The organism is Streptomyces dysideae (assembly GCF_001514305.1).
Classification (GTDB): domain Bacteria; phylum Actinomycetota; class Actinomycetes; order Streptomycetales; family Streptomycetaceae; genus Streptomyces; species Streptomyces dysideae.
Map to the genome: position 1 here is coordinate 1 of NZ_KQ949095.1, position 19094 is coordinate 19094.

Annotated in this window: 13 protein-coding genes; 3 read left to right on the forward strand and 10 right to left on the reverse strand. The window is 70.3% G+C overall.

Translation table 11 applies throughout. The features are described 5' to 3' along the window. The first annotated feature begins 38 nt into the window (after positions 1-38). From AQJ91_RS28515 to mshA, 3 genes are read left to right on the forward strand one after another with little or no spacing between them, the layout of a single operon-like run. Positions 39-1436 (forward strand): L-serine ammonia-lyase, encoded by a 1398-nt coding sequence (locus AQJ91_RS28515; RefSeq protein WP_067027520.1) that lies wholly within the window; start codon positions 39-41, stop codon positions 1434-1436. 12 nt (positions 1437-1448) lie between these two features. Continuing rightward, positions 1449-2300, forward strand: a complete 852-nt coding sequence (gene fdhD / locus AQJ91_RS28520) for a formate dehydrogenase accessory sulfurtransferase FdhD (RefSeq protein ID WP_067027203.1) — start codon at positions 1449-1451, stop codon at positions 2298-2300. Then, on the forward strand, positions 2297-3592 hold the full coding sequence (mshA, locus tag AQJ91_RS28525; protein WP_067027205.1) for a D-inositol-3-phosphate glycosyltransferase: 1296 nt from the start codon (positions 2297-2299) through the stop codon (positions 3590-3592). The genes fdhD and mshA overlap by 4 nt, the downstream gene beginning before the upstream one ends. A gap of 34 nt (positions 3593-3626) precedes the next feature. Here mshA and AQJ91_RS28530 read toward each other — a convergent pair whose 3' ends face one another. From AQJ91_RS28530 to AQJ91_RS28575, 10 genes are all read right to left on the reverse strand, one after another. Then, positions 3627-4229 carry a sarcosine oxidase subunit gamma gene (locus AQJ91_RS28530; RefSeq protein WP_067027207.1) on the reverse strand — a complete coding sequence of 201 codons (603 nt, stop codon included), beginning with the start codon at positions 4227-4229 and terminating at the stop codon, positions 3627-3629. Further along, positions 4222-7485, reverse strand: a complete 3264-nt coding sequence (locus tag AQJ91_RS28535; protein ID WP_067027210.1) for a sarcosine oxidase subunit alpha family protein — start codon at positions 7483-7485, stop codon at positions 4222-4224. Before AQJ91_RS28535 ends, AQJ91_RS28530 begins: the two co-directional genes overlap by 8 nt. An 11-nt stretch (positions 7486-7496) precedes the next feature. Beyond that, on the reverse strand, positions 7497-8729 hold the full coding sequence (locus AQJ91_RS28540) for a sarcosine oxidase subunit beta family protein (protein ID WP_067027211.1): 1233 nt from the start codon (positions 8727-8729) through the stop codon (positions 7497-7499). Positions 8730-8760: 31 nt separating this feature from the next. Continuing rightward, the gene (locus AQJ91_RS28545; RefSeq protein WP_067027213.1) at positions 8761-9621 is read right to left on the reverse strand and encodes a bifunctional methylenetetrahydrofolate dehydrogenase/methenyltetrahydrofolate cyclohydrolase; all 861 of its coding nucleotides are present in this window, start codon (positions 9619-9621) and stop codon (positions 8761-8763) included. 146 nt (positions 9622-9767) lie between these two features. Continuing rightward, positions 9768-12206: a GcvT family protein gene (locus tag AQJ91_RS28550; protein WP_067027215.1), complete on the reverse strand. Its 2439-nt coding sequence runs from the start codon at positions 12204-12206 to the stop codon at positions 9768-9770. 247 nt (positions 12207-12453) lie between these two features. Continuing rightward, on the reverse strand, positions 12454-13440 hold the full coding sequence (locus tag AQJ91_RS28555) for an ABC transporter substrate-binding protein (RefSeq protein ID WP_067027217.1): 987 nt from the start codon (positions 13438-13440) through the stop codon (positions 12454-12456). A gap of 18 nt (positions 13441-13458) precedes the next feature. Then, the gene (locus AQJ91_RS28560; protein WP_067027218.1) at positions 13459-15432 is read right to left on the reverse strand and encodes an ABC transporter permease; all 1974 of its coding nucleotides are present in this window, start codon (positions 15430-15432) and stop codon (positions 13459-13461) included. Continuing rightward, positions 15432-16520: a quaternary amine ABC transporter ATP-binding protein gene (locus AQJ91_RS28565; RefSeq protein WP_067027220.1), complete on the reverse strand. Its 1089-nt coding sequence runs from the start codon at positions 16518-16520 to the stop codon at positions 15432-15434. Before AQJ91_RS28565 ends, AQJ91_RS28560 begins: the two co-directional genes overlap by 1 nt. 20 nt (positions 16521-16540) lie before the next feature. After that, positions 16541-18010: an aldehyde dehydrogenase family protein gene (locus AQJ91_RS28570; RefSeq protein ID WP_067027223.1), complete on the reverse strand. Its 1470-nt coding sequence runs from the start codon at positions 18008-18010 to the stop codon at positions 16541-16543. 240 nt (positions 18011-18250) lie between these two features. Beyond that, positions 18251-19093, reverse strand: coding sequence for an alpha/beta fold hydrolase (locus tag AQJ91_RS28575; RefSeq protein ID WP_067027226.1), 843 nt, complete (start codon positions 19091-19093; stop codon positions 18251-18253). Position 19094: the final 1 nt, after the last annotated feature.

The following is a 19094-nucleotide window of genomic DNA, read 5'->3' on the forward strand; positions in this document are numbered from 1 at the left end:
CCTAAGCAAGTAACAGCGCCCCAAATTGAGGAGTGACCGTGGCCATCTCGGTCTTCGACCTGTTCTCGATCGGCATCGGCCCGTCCAGCTCCCACACGGTCGGCCCGATGCGCGCGGCCCGCATGTTCGTCGTCGGCCTGAAGGAGGACGGCGTACTCGCCCAGACCGCCAAGGTCCACGCCGAGTTGTACGGCTCCCTGGGCGCAACCGGCCATGGCCACGGCACCCCGAAGGCCGTACTGCTCGGCCTGGAGGGCAACGAGCCGCAGACTGTCGACGTCGTCCAGGCGGACCACGACGTCGAGCGGATCAAGTCGGCCGGAAGGCTGCGGCTGTTGGGCGCCGAGATCGGCGATGCTCAGGAGATCGCCTTCGACTTCGACGACGACCTGGTGCTGCACCGCCGTAAGGCACTCCCGTACCACGCGAACGGCATGACGCTCCGGGCGTACGACGCTTCGGGGGCGGGGCTGCTGTCGAAGACGTACTACTCGGTGGGCGGCGGCTTCGTCGTCGACGAGGACGCGGTCGGCGCGGACCGCATCAAGCTCGACGACACCGTGCTGAAGTACCCCTTCCACACCGGCGACGACCTGCTCCGCCTCGCCCGCGACACCGGCCTGTCCATCTCCGCGCTGATGCTGGAGAACGAACAGGCCTGGCGCACCGAGGCGGAGATCCGTGCCGGTCTGCTGGAGATCTGGGGGGTGATGCGGGGCTGTGTGGCCAACGGTCTTTCTCGTGAGGGCATCCTGCCGGGCGGCCTCAAGGTGCGCCGCCGTGCCGCCGTCACCGCCCGCCAGCTGCGCGCCGCGGGCGCCCCGGCCACACACGCCCTGGAATGGACGACTCTCTACGCGATGGCGGTGAACGAGGAGAACGCCGCCGGCGGTCGCGTGGTCACCGCCCCCACCAACGGCGCGGCCGGCATCATCCCTGCGGTCCTGCACTACTACATCAACTTCGTGCCGGGTGCAGCCTCCGAAGGAGAAAAGGAAGACGGAGTCGTACGGTTCCTGCTCGCGGCCGGGGCCATCGGCTTGCTCTTCAAGGAGAACGCCTCCATCTCCGGCGCCGAGGTCGGCTGCCAGGGCGAGGTCGGCTCGGCCTGTTCCATGGCCGCCGGCGCCCTCGCCGAGGTCCTCGGCGGGACACCCGAACAGGTCGAGAACGCCGCCGAGATCGGCATGGAACACAACCTCGGCCTCACCTGCGACCCGGTCGGCGGCCTCGTCCAGATCCCGTGCATCGAACGCAACGGCATGGCCGCCGTCAAGGCCATCACCGCCGCCCGCATGGCCCTGCGCGGCGACGGCTCGCACATGGTGTCCCTGGACAAGGTCATCAAAACCATGAAGGAGACCGGCGCCGATATGTCGGTCAAGTACAAGGAGACCGCCCGGGGCGGTCTCGCCGTCAACATCATCGAGTGCTGAGCGGAGCCGGGCATGGGACGAGTCACCGAGCGTCGGCGCGTGCTGCGGATCCGGGACGGTGCTGTCGGCGCCCGACCGGACACCCTCGTCGCCGAGGAACCGCTGGAGATCCGGCTCGGCGGCAGACCGCTGGCCATCACCATGCGGACGCCCGGTGACGACTTCGCGCTGGCGGCCGGTTTCCTGGTGAGTGAGGGCGTCCTCGGCCGGGCCGAGGAACTCGCGGGCATCGTGTACTGCGCGGGTGCGACGGCGGAGGGCTCGAACACCTACAACGTCGTCGACGTGCGGCTCGCCCCCGGTGTGGTGGTGCCCGACATCACGCTCGAGCGGAACGTGTACACCACGTCCTCCTGTGGTCTGTGCGGCAAGGCGAGCCTGGACGCCGTGCGGACCACCACCCGCTGGCCGATCGCCGACAGTCCCCCCGTACGGGTCGGGCCCGAGCTGCTGGCCGCCCTCCCCGACCGACTGCGGGCCGCACAGCGAGTGTTCGACCGGACAGGGGGCCTGCACGCCGCCGGGCTGTTCTCGCCCGACGGCGAACTGCTGGACCTGCGTGAGGACGTCGGCCGGCACAACGCCGTCGACAAGTTGATCGGACGCGCGCTCCAGTCCGGCGCACTGCCCCTGTCGCAGACCATCCTGCTGGTGTCCGGGCGGGCGTCGTTCGAGCTGGCGCAGAAAGCGGTCATGGCGGGCATCCCGGTGCTGGCGGCGGTCTCGGCTCCGACCTCCCTCGCCGTGGACCTGGCAGCGGAGACCGGACTCACGCTCGTCGGCTTCCTGCGCGGCCAGAACATGAACGTCTACGCGGGTGAGCATCGCCTGGCCCTGCGAGCACAAAGGGAACTCGCGCGGTGAGCGTCCGGCGCCGCCCCCGCCGCGTCGCGATGCTCAGCGTGCACACCTCCCCGCTGCACCAGCCGGGCACCGGCGACGCTGGCGGGATGAACGTCTATGTCGTCGAGTTGGCCAGGCGCCTGGCCGCCGCGGGCGTCGAGGTGGAGATCTTCACCCGGGCCACCTCCGCCGCGCTCCCGCCCGTCGTCGATCTCGCGCCCGGTGTTCTCGTCCGGCATGTGGAAGCGGGTCCTTACAACGGCTCGGCCAAGGAAGACCTGCCCGCGTACCTGTGCGCCTTCACGCACGGTCTGACGCGGACGTGGACCGACCGGCACCCTGGGTACTACGACCTGCTCCACTCGCACTACTGGCTGTCCGGCCAGGTCGGCCGGACAGCCGCCGAACGCTGGGGTGTCCCGCTCGTGCACACCATGCACACCATGGCCAAGGTCAAGAACGCCTCCCTCGCCATGGGCGACAGACCCGAGCCCGCGGCCCGCGTGACGGGCGAGACGCAGATCGTGGCGGCCGCCGATCGGCTCATCGCAAATACCGGCACCGAGGCGGCCGAGTTGGTCCGTCACTACGACGCCGACGCCGAGCGGGTCACCGTCGTCCATCCGGGCGTGAATCTGGACTGCTTCCGGCCGGACGACGCCGGTGTCGAGGCCGGGCGGGCAGCGGCCCGTGTGCGCCTCGGGTTGCCGGCCGACGCGCTGATCCCGCTGTTCGCGGGACGCATCCAGCCCCTGAAGGCGCCGGACGTGCTGCTGCTCGCGGTCGCCCGGCTCCTTCAGGAACGGCCACGACTGCGCGAGCGGCTCGTCGTGCCGGTGGTGGGCGGACCGAGCGGATCAGGTCTGACCGAGCCGGAGGGCCTGCAGAAGCTGGCGGCACGGCTCGGCATCTCCGACGTGGTCCTGTTCCACCCGCCCGTCGGACAGTCCCGGCTCGCGGACTGGTACCGGGCGGCGTCCGTGCTCGTCATGCCGTCCTACAGCGAGTCCTTCGGTCTGGTGGCCCTGGAGGCCCAGGCCTGCGGCACACCGGTGATCGCGGCCGACGCGGGCGGTCTGCCGGTGGCCGTGCGGAACGAGGTGAGCGGCCTGCTGGTGCCGGGGCACGACCCGGCCGACTACGCGCGAGCGCTGGGCAGCTTCGCGGACGACCCGGCGCTCTCGACCCGGATGGGAGAGGCGGCCGCCCGGCACGCCCGGTCCTTCGGCTGGGACACGGCGGCCGCCGCGACCGTGGACGTGTACGCGGCGGCGATCCGCACGCACGAGCACGAAGGCTGTGGGAGCCGCTGAGGCTCCCACAGCCGGTGCCGGACCAATCGGTCGATCAGATGTATTCCGTCGCCGCGTCCAGCAGCCAGTCCGCCAGATAGCCGGCGAAGGACGAGCGGACCAGTACCCAGAATCCGGCCCTGGGTTCGCCCCGGGCGACCAGCACGACCTGCGTGCGGCCCAGCGTCGTCTGAGCACAGCGTCCGGCGCCGAAGGCGCGCGGATGCAGGTCCAGCGCGCAGCCGTGGGCCAGCAGGTCGCGGGCCCGGGGGCCCGCCACGAGGAGCGTGGTGCGCTGGGCGGAGACGTCGATGACGGAGACGGTCTCGTCCCCCGCGGCCTCCCTGATACGGCTCTCCAGGTCCCGTTCGCTGCCGGGCGGGCCCACCAGCAGCCATTCGTCGGGGCCGAGCCAGAGCACGGTCAACTCCCCGGCGCGTACAACGCTGTTGGGTTCGAGGGGCAGTTGCAGGTCCAGCGCGAGCCCGACGGCACCCGCCGCCGCTCCCTTCGCGTCAAGGCGCACGTTGATCTGAGCCAGGAAGGGGAGTTCGGCCAGCCGGACCGCGCCTCCGGAGGTGCGGGTGGCGACGGCCAGGCGGTCGGCGGCGTGCGACAGGGGGCTGCGGGGCGGGGCGGCAAGGGCGGTGTCAGCCATCGCGACGGGCTCCCTCGGGGTCGTAGAGGACGGGACTTGCGACGGTCACCGGGACCAGTCGGTCGCCCACGGGGGCGTACAGCCGCTCGCCGATACGGTCCCGGCCGCTCTTGATCAGGGCGAGTGCGAAGGTCCGGCCGAGGGCGGCGCTGCGGTAGCTGGACGTGACGTGGCCGAGCATCGGCACGGGCGGCGCGGGCAGCACGCTGTCGGCGACCAGGTGGGTGCCCTCGGGGAGGAAGTCCTGCGGGTCCTCGGGGAGCAGGCCCACCAGGTGCTTGCGGTCGGGGCGGACGGCATCGGCGCGGGCGTAGGAGCGCTTGCCGATGAAGTCGGGCTTCTTCTTCGACACCACCCAGCTCATGCCGAGGTCCTGCGGCGTGACGGTGCCGTCGGTGTCCTGGCCGATGATCGGGTAGCCCTTCTCCGCGCGCAGGACGTGCATGGTCTCCGTGCCGTACGGGGTGATGCCGTACGGGGCACCGGCCTCGTACAGCGCCTGCCACAGGGCGAGGGCCTCCCACGGTGACACGTTGATCTCGTAGGCCAGTTCGCCGGAGAAGCTGATCCGGCACACGCGCGCGTCGATGCCGGCGACGGTCGTCTCACGCCAGGCCATGAACGGGAAGTCGTCGTTGGATACGGCCAGTTGGGGTGCGAGGGCGCCCAGGACCTCGCGGGAGCGCGGGCCGACCAGGGCGACCGTGGCCCACTGCTCGGTCACGGACGTGCAGTGGACCTTCAGCTCGGGCCACTCGGTCTGCAGCCACTCCTCCATCCAGTCCAGTACGGCAGCCGCGTTGCCGGTCGTGGTGGTGACCAGGAAGCGGTCCTGGGCTGTGCGGATGACCGTCCCGTCGTCGAAGACCATGCCGTCCGGGCGGCACATGACGCCGTAGCGGATCATGCCGACCTTCAGGGTGCTCATCATGTTGGTGTAGAGCCGGTCGAGCAGGACGCCGGCGTCCGGGCCCTGGACGTCGATCTTGCCGAGAGTGGAGGCGTCCATGAAGGCGACGCTGTCGCGGGCGGCGGCGCACTCGCGTAGGACGGCGGCCTCCATGTCCTCGCCGTTCCGCGGGTAGTACCAAGGACGCTTCCACTGGCCGACGTTCTCGAACAGGGCGCCGTGCTCGACATGCCAGTCGTGCAGGGTGGTCGTCCGGATCGGGTCGTGCAGTGCGCCCCGGTCGCGGCCCGCGAGCGTGGCGAAGGAGACCGGTGTGTACGGCGGCCGGAAGGTCGTCGTGCCGAGCGCCGAGATGTCCACGCCGAGCAGTTCGGCGACGACGCCGCTGGCCAGGATCCCGGAGGTCTTTGCCTGGTCGTTGGCGGTGCCGGCCGTCGTGTAGCGCTTGGTGTGCTCGACCGAGCGCATCCCGGCGCCGGTCGCGCGGGCCAGGTCGTCGACGGTGACGTCTCGTTGCAGGTCGACGAAACGGGGACCGTCCGAGGCGCGGGGGACGACGTACACGTGCATGGGCGGCGTCTGCCGCGGCTGTGCGGCCGTCTCCGGGAGGCGGGGCGCCTCCGCGGTGTAGCCCTCGGCCTCGATGGCGCGGGTGCCGGCCGCGGCGCCCTGGGCCAGGGCCGTGGCCAGGTCGAGGACGCCGCTCGCGCTGCCCGCGACCTCGACCGCCTGGCGGCAGGTGTCGGGGACGAAGGAGCCCAGCGCCTCGTCGTGGCGCAGCTTGCCGCCCGCCTGGCTGAACAGGTGCGCCACCGGGTTCCAGCCCCCGGAGACCAGCAGCAGGTCGGCGGCGAACTCCCGCTGCCCCGTGGACTCTCCGTACGGCGCGACGGTCACGGCGGTGACGCGGGCCTCGCCTTCCGTACCGATGACGGCGTGGCCGGTCAGCACCTCGATGCCGGCCGAGCGGGCACGCTCCGCCCACTCCCCCGCCTCGGGGCGGGTGTCGACGATCGCCGTGATGTCCACGCCCGCGGTGTGGAGGTCCAGCGCTGCCGCGTAGGCGCTGTCGTTGGTGGTGAGGACGACCGCGTGGTGGCCGGGCAGGACGCCGTGGCGGTTGACGTGGGTGCGGGCCGAGGTGGCCAGCATCACCCCGGGGCGGTCGTTGTCCGCGAAGACCAGCGAGCGTTCGTGGGCGCCGGTGGCGAGGACGACGCGGCGGGCCCGGATGCGCCAGACGCGTTCGCGGGAGACGTTGTCGGGGGCGTCGGCGCCGAGGTGGTTGGTGCGGCGCTCGACGGCCAGGAGGTGGTTGTCGTCGTAGTAGCCGAAGACGGTGGTGCGGCGCAGCACTCGCACCTCGGACTCGGCTTCGAGTCGTCCGGCGACCTCGGCCACCCAGTCGAGGTGTTCGGCCGTGCCCAAGAGGCTGCCGCCCAACTCGGGCTGGTCGTCGGCGAGGATGACGCGGGCGCCGCTGCGGGCGGCTGCCGCCGCGGCTGCGAGGCCTGCCGGGCCGGCGCCTACGACCAGCAGGTCGCAGTGGGCGTGTACGGCGTCGTAGCGGGCGGGGTCCGGTTCGGTGGCGAGGCGGCCCTGGCCGGGGAGGCTGGTCGCGACCAGGCCGTCGTAGAGCTCGACGGTCGTCGCGGGGAGCATCGGCTCCGGGAAGGGGGCCTCGATCTGGACGACCGCGTTGGGCTCCTCCACGCCGGCCGAGAAGATGCCGCGGGGGCGGCCGAGTTTGATGCTGGTGCCGGCCTCGATGACGCCGTTGGCGAGCAGGGCGGAGGCGAGGGTGTCGCCTCGGTAGCCCTGGTATTCGGTGCCGTCGAAGGTGAAGGTGAGGGGGGCGTCGCGGTCGATTCGGCCGCGGGTGGGGTGGCGGAACGGGTGGCCCGCGGCGGAGCCGCTGATGGACGCGTCGCCCCCGCCCCTACCCGTCCCGTCCTCCAGGGGCGCTGCCCCTTCGACCCCGCTGGGGGCTGCGCCCCCAGGCCCCCGCTTCGGCCCTGAAGGGGCCTCGTCCTCAAACGCCGGACGGGCCGGCTGCGCTGAACGGGGCTCAGCAGTCACCGGACGCTCCTCCCCCGCCCGGTACACCGCCAGGATCTCGTTCGTCGACGTGTCCCGTACCGCGTTGAACCAGCGGCGGCAGCCCGCCGCGTGGCTCCAGCGCTCGGCGAAGGGGCCCTTCGGGTTGTCGCGGAAGAACAGGTAGCGGGCCCACTCCTCATCGCTGAGGGCGGCCGGGGCCTCCGGATACGGCACATGGGCCTGGCCGCCGTAGTGGAACTCGGCCTCGTCGCGGGGCCCGCACCACGGGCACTGGATCAGCAGCATCGTTCGGCTCCCTAGTGGGCCACGGCGGCCGCGCCGTGCTCGTCGACGAGCGCGCCGGTGGTGAATCGTTCGAGCGAGAAGGGGGCGTTGAGGGGGTGTGGGGTGTCGTGGGCGATGGTGTGGGCGTAGACCCAGCCGACACCCGGGGTGGCCTTGAAACCGCCCGTGCCCCAGCCGCAGTTGAGGTAGAGGTTGTCGACGGGGGTGAGGCCGATGATCGGCGAGGCGTCCGGGCTGACGTCGACGATGCCGCCCCAAGTGCGCAGCACATGGGCGCGGGCGAAGACCGGGAAGAGCTCCAGGGCCGCGGACATCTGCTCTTCGATGATGTGGAAGGCGCCACGCTGGGTGTAGGAGTTGTACGAGTCGATGCCCGCGCCCATGACCAGCTCGCCCTTGTGTGCCTGGCTGACGTACACGTGGACCGCGTTGGACATGACGACCGTCGGGTGCACCGGCTCCAGCAACTCCGACACGAGCGCCTGCAAGGGGTGGCTCTGCAGCGGGAGTTCGATGCCGGCCATGGCCGCGAGGACCGAGGTGTGGCCGGCCGAGCAGAGCGCCACCTTGCCCGCCGCGATCGGGCCCAGCGTGGTCTGGACTCCCACCACCCGGCCGCCGACCACGTCCAGTCCTGTGACCTCGCAGTTCTGGATGATGTCGATGCCGGCGGCGTCGGCGGAGCGGGCCAGGCCCCAGGCGACGTGGTCGTGCTTGGCGATACCGGCGCGGGGCTGGTAGGTGGCGCCCATGACCGGATAGCGCACGTCCGGGGAGATGTTGACGATCGGGCAGACTTCCTTGACCTGCTCGGCGTCGAGCCATTCGGCGTCCACGCCGTTGAGCCGGTTCGCCTCGACGCGGCGCACGCTGTCACGGACGTCCTGGAGGCTGTGAGCGAGGTTCAGCACGCCGCGCTGGGAGAACAGGATCGGGTAGTCGAGTTCGTCCGCCAGTCCCTCCCACAGCTTGAGGGCGTGTTCGTAGATGCCGGCGCTCTCGTCCCACAGGTAGTTGGAGCGGATGATGGTGGTGTTGCGGGCCATGTTGCCGCCCGCGAGCCAGCCCTTCTCCAGCACGGCGACGTTGGTGATGCCGTGGTTCTTCGCCAGGTAGTGGGCGGTGGCGAGGCCGTGGCCGCCGCCGCCCACGATGACGACGTCGTACGACCGCTTCGGCTCGGGCGTGCGCCACAGCCAGTCGGGGTGTTCGGGGAGCTCGGCGCCGGGGGTACGGGGGCTCATCGGAAGTCTCCGTCCTCGGGAAGGGACAGGTTCATACGGTGTTCGCGTTCCTCTCAGCGGCCTCGACGACGTTGGCGAGGAGCATCGCCCGCGTCATGGGTCCTACGCCCCCGGGCATCGGCGCGAGCCATCCGGCCACCTCGGCGGCGTCCGGGTGCACGTCGCCGACCAGCCCGTGGTCGGTACGGGTGATGCCGACGTCCAGGACCGCCACTCCGGGGCGCAGCATGTCCTTGGTGATCAGCCCGGGCGAGCCGGCGGCCGCGATGACGATCTCCGCCTCGCGTACGTGCCAGGCCAAGCCCTTGGTTCCGGTGTGGCAGAGGGTGACGGTGGCGTTCTCGGACCTGCGGGTGAACAGGAGACCGAGGGAGCGTCCTACGGTGATGCCGCGTCCGACCACGCACACCCGTGCTCCGGCGATCGGCACCTCGTACCGGCGGAGCAGTTCCACGATGCCGCGCGGGGTGCACGGCAGCGGGGCTTCGACGCCGAGGGCGAGCCGTCCGAGGTTGACGGGGTGCAGGCCGTCGGCGTCCTTGGCGGGGTCCATGCGTTCCAGTACGGCGTTGGCGTCCAGGTGGCGCGGGAGCGGGAGCTGGACGATGTAGCCGGTGCAGGCCGGGTCGGCGTTGAGCTCGTCGATGACGTCCTCGACCTGCCGCTGGGTGGCGTCGGCGGGCAGTTCCCGGCGGAGGGAGGCGATGCCCACCTGCGCGCAGTCCCGGTGCTTTCCGGCGACGTAGGTGTGGCTGCCAGGGTCGTCGCCGACCAGGACGGTGCCGAGCCCCGGCGGACGGCCGCCGTTGGCGGTCAACTTGGCCACGCGTTCGGCGAGTTCGCGACGGATGTCGGCAGCGGTCGCCTTGCCGTCAAGCAGCTGTGCAGTCACCGACCGTACTCCTTCCTAGAGCCTGAGCTGCAACGCCCTCAAGGGGCGCGGGGCTGTGTCGATATGCGGCTCCGCCGCGGGGCGCGACCAGCCACAACACACCCGCAGCCGACCAACAACCCATCGCGGCACCCCCTTCGAACCACTCAGCCACGGAGACGGGACATCGTCGGGTCGAACAACGGCTCCTCGGCGACGACAGCCTCGACGCGCTGGTCGAAATACCCGATGTGCAAGGCGGTCCCAGGGGCTGTGAGTTCCGTCGGCAGCCACGCGTACGCGATCCCCTTGCCGATCGTGTAGCCGTACGCGGCACTCGTGACGTAACCGACCGCGCGGTCACCGTCGTACACCGGCTCCTTGCCCATGACGACCGACCGCGCGCCGTCGATCGTGAGGCACGTCAACTTCCGCCGTACGTCGGCCTTACGCCGCTCCAGCGCCCCCTTGCCGATGAAGTCGCCCTTGTCGGGCTTGACGGCGAAACCGACGCCGGCCTCGTAGGGGTCGTGCTCGTAGGTCATGTCGGTGCCGAAGGAGCGGTAGCCCTTCTCCAGGCGGAGGCTGTTGAAGGCGCCACGGCCGGCGATGATGCCGCCCAGCGGCTCGGCCGCCCGCCACAGGGTGTCCCACAGCTTCTGGCCCTGGTCGGCGGTGGTGTAGAGCTCCCAGCCGAGTTCGCCGACGTACGACAGCCGCATCGCCGTCACCGGGACGCTGCCGATGTAGGCGCGCTTGGCGCGGAAGTACTTCAGGCCGGCGTTGGAGAAGTCCTCGTCGGTCAGGGGCTGCAGGACCTCGCGGGCGAGCGGTCCCCACAGGCCGATGCAGCAGGTGCCGGGCGTGATGTCGCGGACCTGGACCGTGCCGTCGGCGGGGAGGTGGCGGGTGAACCAGTCGAGGTCCAGGTTGCCGTTGGCGCCGACCTGGAAGAGATCGCGGGCTAGGCGGGCGACGGTGATGTCGCTGCGGATGCCGCCGTCGTGGTCCAGTAGCAGGGTGTACGTCACCGAGCCGACGGACTTGGCGACCTTACCGGTGACCAGCCGCTCCAGGCAGTCCGCGGCACCGGGGCCGGTCACCTCCAGGCGCTTCAGGGCCGTCATGTCGTACATCGCGACGGTCTCGCGGGTGACCTGGGCCTCGGCGCCGACGATGGGCGACCAGTACTGCGCGGCCCAGTCGTCGGGGGTGGGGATGGAGCGGCCCTCGACCAGCCCCGCGTTGGCCTCGTACCACTGCGGGCGCTCCCAGCCGTTCGCCTCCAGGAAGAAGGCACCCAGCTCCTGCTGGCGGGCGTAGAAGGGGCTGGTGCGGATCGGGCGCGGGTGCCCGGACGGCTGCAGCGGGTGCAGGATGTCGTAGACCTCGACGAAGTTCTGGCAGTCGCGGGCCAGGACGTACTCCGGGGACAGCTGGTGCGGCTCGAAGCGGTTGACGTCGCACTCGTGCAGGTCGAAGGAGGAGCAGTAGCCGTCGACCAGCCATTCGGCCATGGCCCGGCCCACGCCCGCGGAGTGGGTGACCCAGACCGCCTCGGCGACCCAGAAGCCCTTGACGTCGAGGGACTCGCCGAGGAGGGGATTGCCGTCGGTGGTGAAGGAGAACAGGCCGTTGATGCCCTCCTCGACCTTCGCATCCTTCGTCGCGGGGAGGAGGGACTGGGTCTCGGTCCAGGCGTCCTCGAAGTCCTCCTCGGTGAACTTCAGGACCGAGGGCATCTCCTCAGCCTCGTTCACGGAGAGGATGTCGTCGGCGGAGATCGGCATCGGGCGGTGGCCGTAGTAGCCGATGCCGATGCCGTCGAAGCGGTCACGGTAGTAGAGGTCGGCGTCCTGGTGGCGCAGGATCGGGCGCACCGCCTCCTCGGTCTGGCCGGCGAGGGCCGGTACCGGGCCGGTCCAGGCGAGCTGGTGGGCGAGCGGGGTGAGCGGGAGGTTCATGCCGACCATGCGGGCGATCTTCGGACCCCAGATGCCGGCGCAGCACACGACGATGTCGGCGGGGATCTCGCCCTGGTCGGTGACGACGCCGGTGACACGGCCCTCGCTCTGCTGGACGTCGAGGACTTCGTGGCGGGCGAGGAAGCGCACGCCGCGTTCGGTGGCGCGGCGGATCTGCGCCTCGACGGCGAGGACGGCCTTGGCGAGGCCGTCCGTCGGGATCAGGAGGCCGCCGAGGACCTTGTCCCGGTTCACCAGCGGGTGCTGCTCGACGCACTCGTCGGCGCTCAGCAGCCGCGCCTCGATGCCCCAGGCGGTGATCCAGCCGTGGCGGCGGTGCAGTTCCGCGAGGCGCTCGGGGGTGGTCGCCACTTCGAGGCCGCCGACCTGCAGGAAGCAGGGCTTGCCGTCGACGTCGAGGGAGCAGAACTTCTCGACGGTGTAGCGAGCCAGTTCGGTCATGGTCTTCGAAGGGTTCGTCTGGAAGACCAGGCCCGGGGCGTGCGAAGACGAGCCCCCGGTGGCAGGGAGCGGGCCCTGGTCGACCACGGTCACTTCGGTCCAGCCTCGTGTGGAGATCTCGTCCGCGAGTGCCGCCCCCACGACACCCGCTCCGATGATGACCACTCGGGGTCCCGCCATCGCCGCACCTCCGGGTTGTGAACCAGTCCAGCCGACTTAGTTGCTGTCTGCGCAACATGCTTCAGGTTGCGCAACTCAATGTGCCTGGCGTGCAGGTGGGTGTCAAGAGGTTCCGGGACGTCGGAAAACGGGCCGGAACACGGGCGGGAACAGAGGCCGGAACACAGCAGTGCCCGGTGGGCGGAGCGCACAGGTGCGCACCGCCCACCGGGCACGTTCGACCGGTTTCCGGGTTCGGCTCCCGGGTCTACTTGATCCAGGCCTCCACCTTGTCGCGGTTGGCGTCGACCCACTTCTTCGCCGCTGCCTCGGGGTCCATCTTGTCCACCGCGATGTACTTGGCCACGGTGTTCTGGTCGTCGTTCGTCCAGGTGAAGTTCTTCACCAGGTCATAGGCCGGGCTGCCCGACTCGCTGAACTTCTTGCTGACGATCTTGTCGAGCTTGTACACGGGGTAGTCGCAGGCGATCTTCTCCTCGTCGGCGTCGCAGCCCTCCTTGTACTCGGGCAGCTTGACCTTGACGAGCGGCACCTCGGACATGAACCACTGCGGCTCGTAGAAGTAGCCGATCATCCATTCCTTGTTCTTCTCCGCCTTGCGGAAGGCCTGGATGAGCGCGGTCTCACTGCCCGCGTACACGACCTTGAAGTCCAGCTTCAGGTTCTTCACCAGGGACTCGTCGTTGGTGACGAACGACGGGTCACCGTCGAGGAGCTGGCCCTTGCCGCCCGACTCGGAGGTCTTGAACTCGGCCGCGTACTTGTTGAGGTTGTTCCAGTCGGTGATGTCCGGGTGCTCCTTGGCCAGCCACGGCGGCACGTACCAGCCGATGAGACCTTCGTTGCCGGTCGGGCCGGCGTCGACGGCGGTCTTCTGGTCGGTGATGTACTTCTTCTTCAGGTCGTCGTGGCCCCAGTTCTCGACGACGGCGTCGACCTCGCCCGTCCCGAAGCCCTGCCAGGCGATCTCTTCCTTCAGGTCCTTCTGGACCACCTTGCAGCCGAGGTCGTTCTCCGCGACGTAGGCGAGGACCGCCGCGTTGGCCTCGTATCCCACCCACGGGTTGACCGCGAGGTTGAAGGTGGCACACTTGCCGGAGCTGCCCGAGCCGCCGGCCTCCGAGGAGCTGTCACCGACCTTCGCACCGCCGCAGGCGGTGAGGGTCAGCCCGAGGACTGCCACGCCCGCTATGCCGGCCGCGCCGGTTCTCCACTGTCTTGCTTGCCTTGCCATGGTCAGTTGCTCCCTTGCTTACGCGCTGGTACGCCGCGCCGCTGCCTGAGTGATCCGGTCGAACATGACTCCGAGAAGGACGATGGCCAGCCCAGCGGCAAGCCCCTTCCCGTACAGCTGCCCCTGCGAGAAGCCGGCCACGACGTCGTAGCCGAGGGCGCCCGCGCCTACCAGGCCGCCCACAACAACCATCGACAGCACATAGATCAGGCCCTGGTTGGTGGCGAGGGTCAGGGCGCTGCGTGCCATCGGCAGTTGAACCTTGGTGATGGTCTGCCAGGTGTTGCACCCGGCGGAGGTGGCCGCCTCGACGGTGGTCTCAGGCACGGCCCGGACCCCGTCCGCGATGATCTTGATGGCGACCGGTGCCGCGTAGACGATCGCGGCGACGATGGCCGTGAAACGGGTCGCGCCGAACAGCGCGAGGAACGGCACGAGATAGACGAACGGCGGCATGACCTGCGCCGCGTCCAGGGTGGGCCGCAGTACCCGGTCCACGAGCAGGCTGCGCCCCATCCACACTCCCATGGCGACGCCGAGCACCATCACCAGCACCGTCGCCACGAGGGTCGACGCCATCGTCGTCATGGCGTCCGACCACACGCCCGTGCCGACCAGCAGGCCCACGCACACGGCCGCGGTGACGCCGGCGCGCCAGCCGCCGAGCACCGCGCCGAGCGTGATCAGCACCGCTGCGACGAGCCACCACGGGGAGTCGGTGAGCAGCGACTGGAACGGGTTGAGCAGGCCGTTGGTGATGCCGTCGCGGAACGCGTTGGTGAGGCCCGAGAGGTTGTCCTGCGCCCAGGTGGTCGCGGTGTCGGCCGCGCTCGCGATGGACGTGCCGATGCCGCCCTCGCCGGGGAACTCCGCCGCCCACACATAGGTGTGCGACATGTAGACGAGGACCACCGTGACGACTCCGCCCGCGGCCAGCAGCGGCCGCCGCCAGCTGAGGAAGCGGCCGCCCGAGCGCCGGGCCGCTTCCTCACGGGTGCTCGCGGCGGTGGTGACCCGGTCGAGGACGATCGCCATCACGACGATGGCCAGGCCGGCGTTGAAGGCCGTTCCCACGTCGAGCGACTGCAGGGCCTGCACGACGGTCTTGCCGAGGCCGGGCGCGTCGATCAGGGCGGCGATGGTCACCATCGCCAGGGCGGCCATGATCGACTGGTTGATGCCCATCACCACGGTCCGCTTGGACATCGGCAGCAGGACCTTCAGCAGCGCCTGCCGGCGTGTCGCACCAAGCGAGTCCGCCGCCTCCACGGTGGTCCCGGGCACCGAGCGGATGGCGTGCGCGGTGATGCGGATCGCGGGCGGCGCCGCGTAGATCGCGGTGGCGATCGTGGCGGAGGCCCCGCCGATGAGGAAGAACAGGGTCAGGGGTGCCAGGTAGACGAAGGTCGGCATCGTCTGCATGAAGTCCAGGAAGGGCGTCACGATCCGGTTGACCCGGTCGGACAGCCCCGCCCACACACCGATCGGGATCGCGAACAGCAGCGCCACGAAGACCGCGCAGAGGATGAGGGCCAGGGTGTCCATGCTCTCCTGCCACAGCCCCTGCAGCCCCATGAAGGTGAAGCCGGCCACCGCCAGCAGGGCGACCCGCCAGTTGCCCACGGCCCAGGAGACATAGCCCGCGATGCCGACGACGCCGAGCCATCCGACCTGCGGGACGGGGCGGTCGGCGGAGGGCTGGGAGATCAGCTCCTGGACGAAGGTCACCAGGGTGTCGATGACCAGGCGGATCTCGTTGAAGAAGTAGAGGAAGAGCGGGTTGGAGTTGCGGTTCGCGCCGATGGAGTCGTTGACGTCGTTGAACCACCGGTGCAGGTCGGTGAGGTCCGCGGCGGCCAGGGCCAGGGTCTGTCTTCCGCGGAAGATGACGAACAGCACCAGCCAGGCGACCAGGATCGCGGCCACCACGGTGCGCCGTCTGACCTGGCGTACGCCTGCCAGGGGTGCGGTCTTCTCCAGGGCGACGGCCATCACGCGCCGCCTTCCTGCCCGGCGACCACCGCGAGGATCTCCTCGTCTCCGACGATGCCGAGCAGCTTGCCGTCCTCGACGACCTTGACCGGCTTGTCGGCTGCCAGAACCGCCCGGGTGGCCTCCTTCACCACGACGTCCGGGCCCAGCTCGGGACCGTCCAGGGCGTCGCCGTCCGCCGGCGGGCGCATGATCCACCGCAGGGTGAGCACGTCGCCGCGCGGCACGTCCTTGACGAACTCGCGTACGTAGTCGTCGGCGGGGGCGCCGACCAGTTCGTCGCCGGTGCCGCACTGGACCATCTTGCCGTCGCGCATGATGAGGATGCGGTCACCCAGCTTGAGTGCCTCGGAGAGGTCGTGGGTGATGAACACCATGGTCTTGCCGACCTCGTGGTGCAGCCGGATGACCTCGTTCTGCATGTCCCGGCGGATCATCGGGTCGAGTGCCGAGAAGGGTTCGTCGAAGAAGAGCACGTCCGGATCGCCGGCCAGCGCCCGGGCGAGGCCGACGCGTTGCTGCATACCGCCGGAGAGCTGGTCGGGGTAGGAGTTCTCGTAGCCGGCGAGGCCGACCAGTTCGACGACCTCCATCGCCCGCTTGGCGCGTTCGGCCTTGCCCATGCCGCGGATCTCCAGCCCGAACGCCACGTTGTCGACGACACGGCGGTGGGGCAGCAGCCCGAAGTGCTGGAAGACCATGGAGAACTTGCGGCGCCGCAGGTCGCGCAGGCGCCCCGGGTCCGCGTCGCGGATGTCCTCGCCCTCGAAGACGAGCTCACCGGAGGTGGGTTCGATCAGCCGGGTCAGACATCGCACCAGGGTGGACTTGCCGGAGCCGGACAGGCCCATGACGACGAAGACCTCCCCCGGCGCGACATCGAAGTTCACGTCGCGTACGGCGGCGGTGCACCCGGTGCGGTCCATGAGCTCACGGCGGGTGAGGCCGCGCAGCTCCTCGGACTCCGGTACCTGGTCGGCCTTCGGCCCGAACACCTTCCACAGCCGGCGCACGGATATGACTGGAGTACCGTCCGAATCCTGGGGCGTGCCGCGCCGCTGCGGCATCTCGGTCTGTGTTGGGGTCACGATCGATCTCTTTTCGGCGTTCAGCCGCGGAACCAGTGCTGCGGCCGGGGTTGGATGTTCTGCCAGATGTGCTTGGGCTCTCGGTACTCGTCCAGGCCGGTCGGTCCCAGCTCACGGCCCACGCCCGAGTGCCCGAAGCCACCCCATTCCGCTTGCGGCACATAGGGGTGGTAGTCGTTGATCCACACCGTGCCGTGGCGCAGCCGCCGGGCGACCCGCTGGGCCTTGCCCGCGTCCTGTGTCCAGACGGCTCCGGCGAGTCCGTACTCGGTGTCGTTGGCAATGCGGACGGCGTCGTCCTCGTCGGTGAAACGCTCCACGGTGAGCACGGGGCCGAAGGACTCCTCGTGCACCACGCGCATGTCCTGCCGGCACTCGTCGAGGACGGTCGGCGGGTAGTAGTAGCCGTTCGCGAGGGCCGGGTCGTCGGGCCGTGCGCCGCCGCAGCGCAGTACGGCGCCCTCGGCGAGGCCGCCCGCGACGTACGCCTCGACCTTCTCCAGGTGCTGGGCGGAGATCAGCGCCCCGGTCTCGGCCTCGGGGTCGAAGGGTCCGCCGAGGCGGATCTGCCGGGCGCGACGGACGACCTCGTCGACGAGGCGGTCGTGCAGCGAGTCCTCGACGATCAGCCGGGCGCCGGCCGAGCAGACCTGCCCCGAATGCAGAAAGACGGCCGTGAGAGCGAAGTCCACGGCCGTCTCGAAGTCGGCGTCGGCGAAGATCACGTTGGGATTCTTGCCGCCGAGCTCCAGCGCGACCTTCTTCACGGTCGCGGCGGCGGTGGCCATGATCCGCTTGCCGGTCTCCAGGCCCCCGGTGAAGGAGACCATGTCGACGGCGGGGTCCTCGGAGAGCGGGGCGCCCACCTCGGGCCCGGTGCCCAGGACGAGATTGGCGGCACCGGCGGGGAGCCCGGCCTCCTCCAGTGCCCTCATCAGGAGGATCGAGGTGGAGGGTGTGAGCTCGCTGGGCTTGAGGATGATGGTGTTGCCCGCGAGGAGGGCGGGGGCGACCTTCCACGAGGCCTGCAACAGCGGGTAGTTCCAGGGAGTGATGAGCCCGCACACGCCGATCGGTTCGTAGACGACGCGGCTTACGGCGTCGTCGCGGCCGGTGTCGATCACCCGGCCGGCGTCGGTGCCGGCGATCCCGCCGTAGTAACGAAAGCAGGAGACGATGTCGGCGATGTCGTAGTCACTCTCCACCAGCCGCTTGCCGGTGTCCAGCGATTCGGCGCGCGCGAATTCCTTGGCGTCGCGCTCGATGAGGTCGGCGGTGCGCAGCAGCAGGGCGCCGCGCTCCCGCTCGGGGGTGCGCGGCCAGGGTCCCTCGTCGAAGGCTCGGCGGGCCGCGGCGATCGCCGCCTCGGTGTCGGGGCGGGTCCCTTCCGACACGGTCGCGGTGAGCGTGCCGTCAGCGGGACAGCGGATCTCGCGGCGGCCCCCGGCCACCGGCTCCCGCCATGTCCCCTCCACATACAGGTCTGCCACTCGCCCAGCCCTTCAACCGCCATTGCGTTGCGCATCGTGCATTCGATTGCTTGTGGTGGAACACCCTGGCGAATGTGCAGACATGCGTCAAGGGGTTGACGGATGACGATTTCACAAGGGCCGATCGGCCCTCACTTCTCCGCCGAGGCCCCCGTCGACCTGGTCATGTTGCGCGCTACCCACTGAATCGCATTCCACACCCCGACGGTTTCGTATACGACTCGGGCGCACCGGGCTCGGTCAGAGCGGGTGCTGGAGGAAGGCGATCAGCGCCGCCGTGAGTTCGGCGGGGGCGTCCTCCTGGACCAAGTGGCCCGCGCCGGCGATCGGTTCCCACCGCGCACCGGGGAGGAGAGCGGCGAGTTCCCGGCCTTTCGCCACGGGGATCCAGGTGTCGTCCTCGCCCCAGCAGACGAGCGTGGGCATGCCGATTTCGGTGTACCGGCCCTGGATCTCATCTGTGTAACGCTGGTCGGCCTGGGCGATCTGCCGGTAGAAGGCCGCCTGGCCGGGATCGTCCAGCCAGGGCTCGACGAGCCGGTCGAGGACCGCGGGATGAAGCCCCGGGCTGCTGGCGGAGGCGACGTACTCGCGCACGAGGGCGCGGTGGAGTGCGGGCGGGAACCGCTCGAAGACGTCGGAGTGCTCGCCGACGAGCCGGAAGAACGGAGACCCCCACGGCGCCAGCGCGACCGGATCGACCAGGGCGAGGGCCTGGTAGCGGGCGCCGTGCAGCAGATGCGCCCGTAAGGCGACGGCACCGCCGAAGTCGTGGGCGACCACGAGCGGTTCCGCCAGACCCCAGTGACTCAGGAGCTCGCTGAAGACCCGGCCCTGGGCTGCCAGGGACACATCCTGGCCCGCTGCCTTCTCCGAGGCCCCGTAGCCGGGCATGTCCCAGACGAACACCTGGTAGTGGCGCGCGAGCGACCGGGCCAGGGCACGCCAGACGTACGAGGAGAAGGGGGTGCCGTGCAGAAGGACGACCGGTGGTCGGCCGGGGTCGCCCAGCCGGTCCCAGCGGACATCACCGGCCGCGCTGGGGAAGGTTCGAGTCAGCTTCCAGTCCGTGTCGGACAGCATC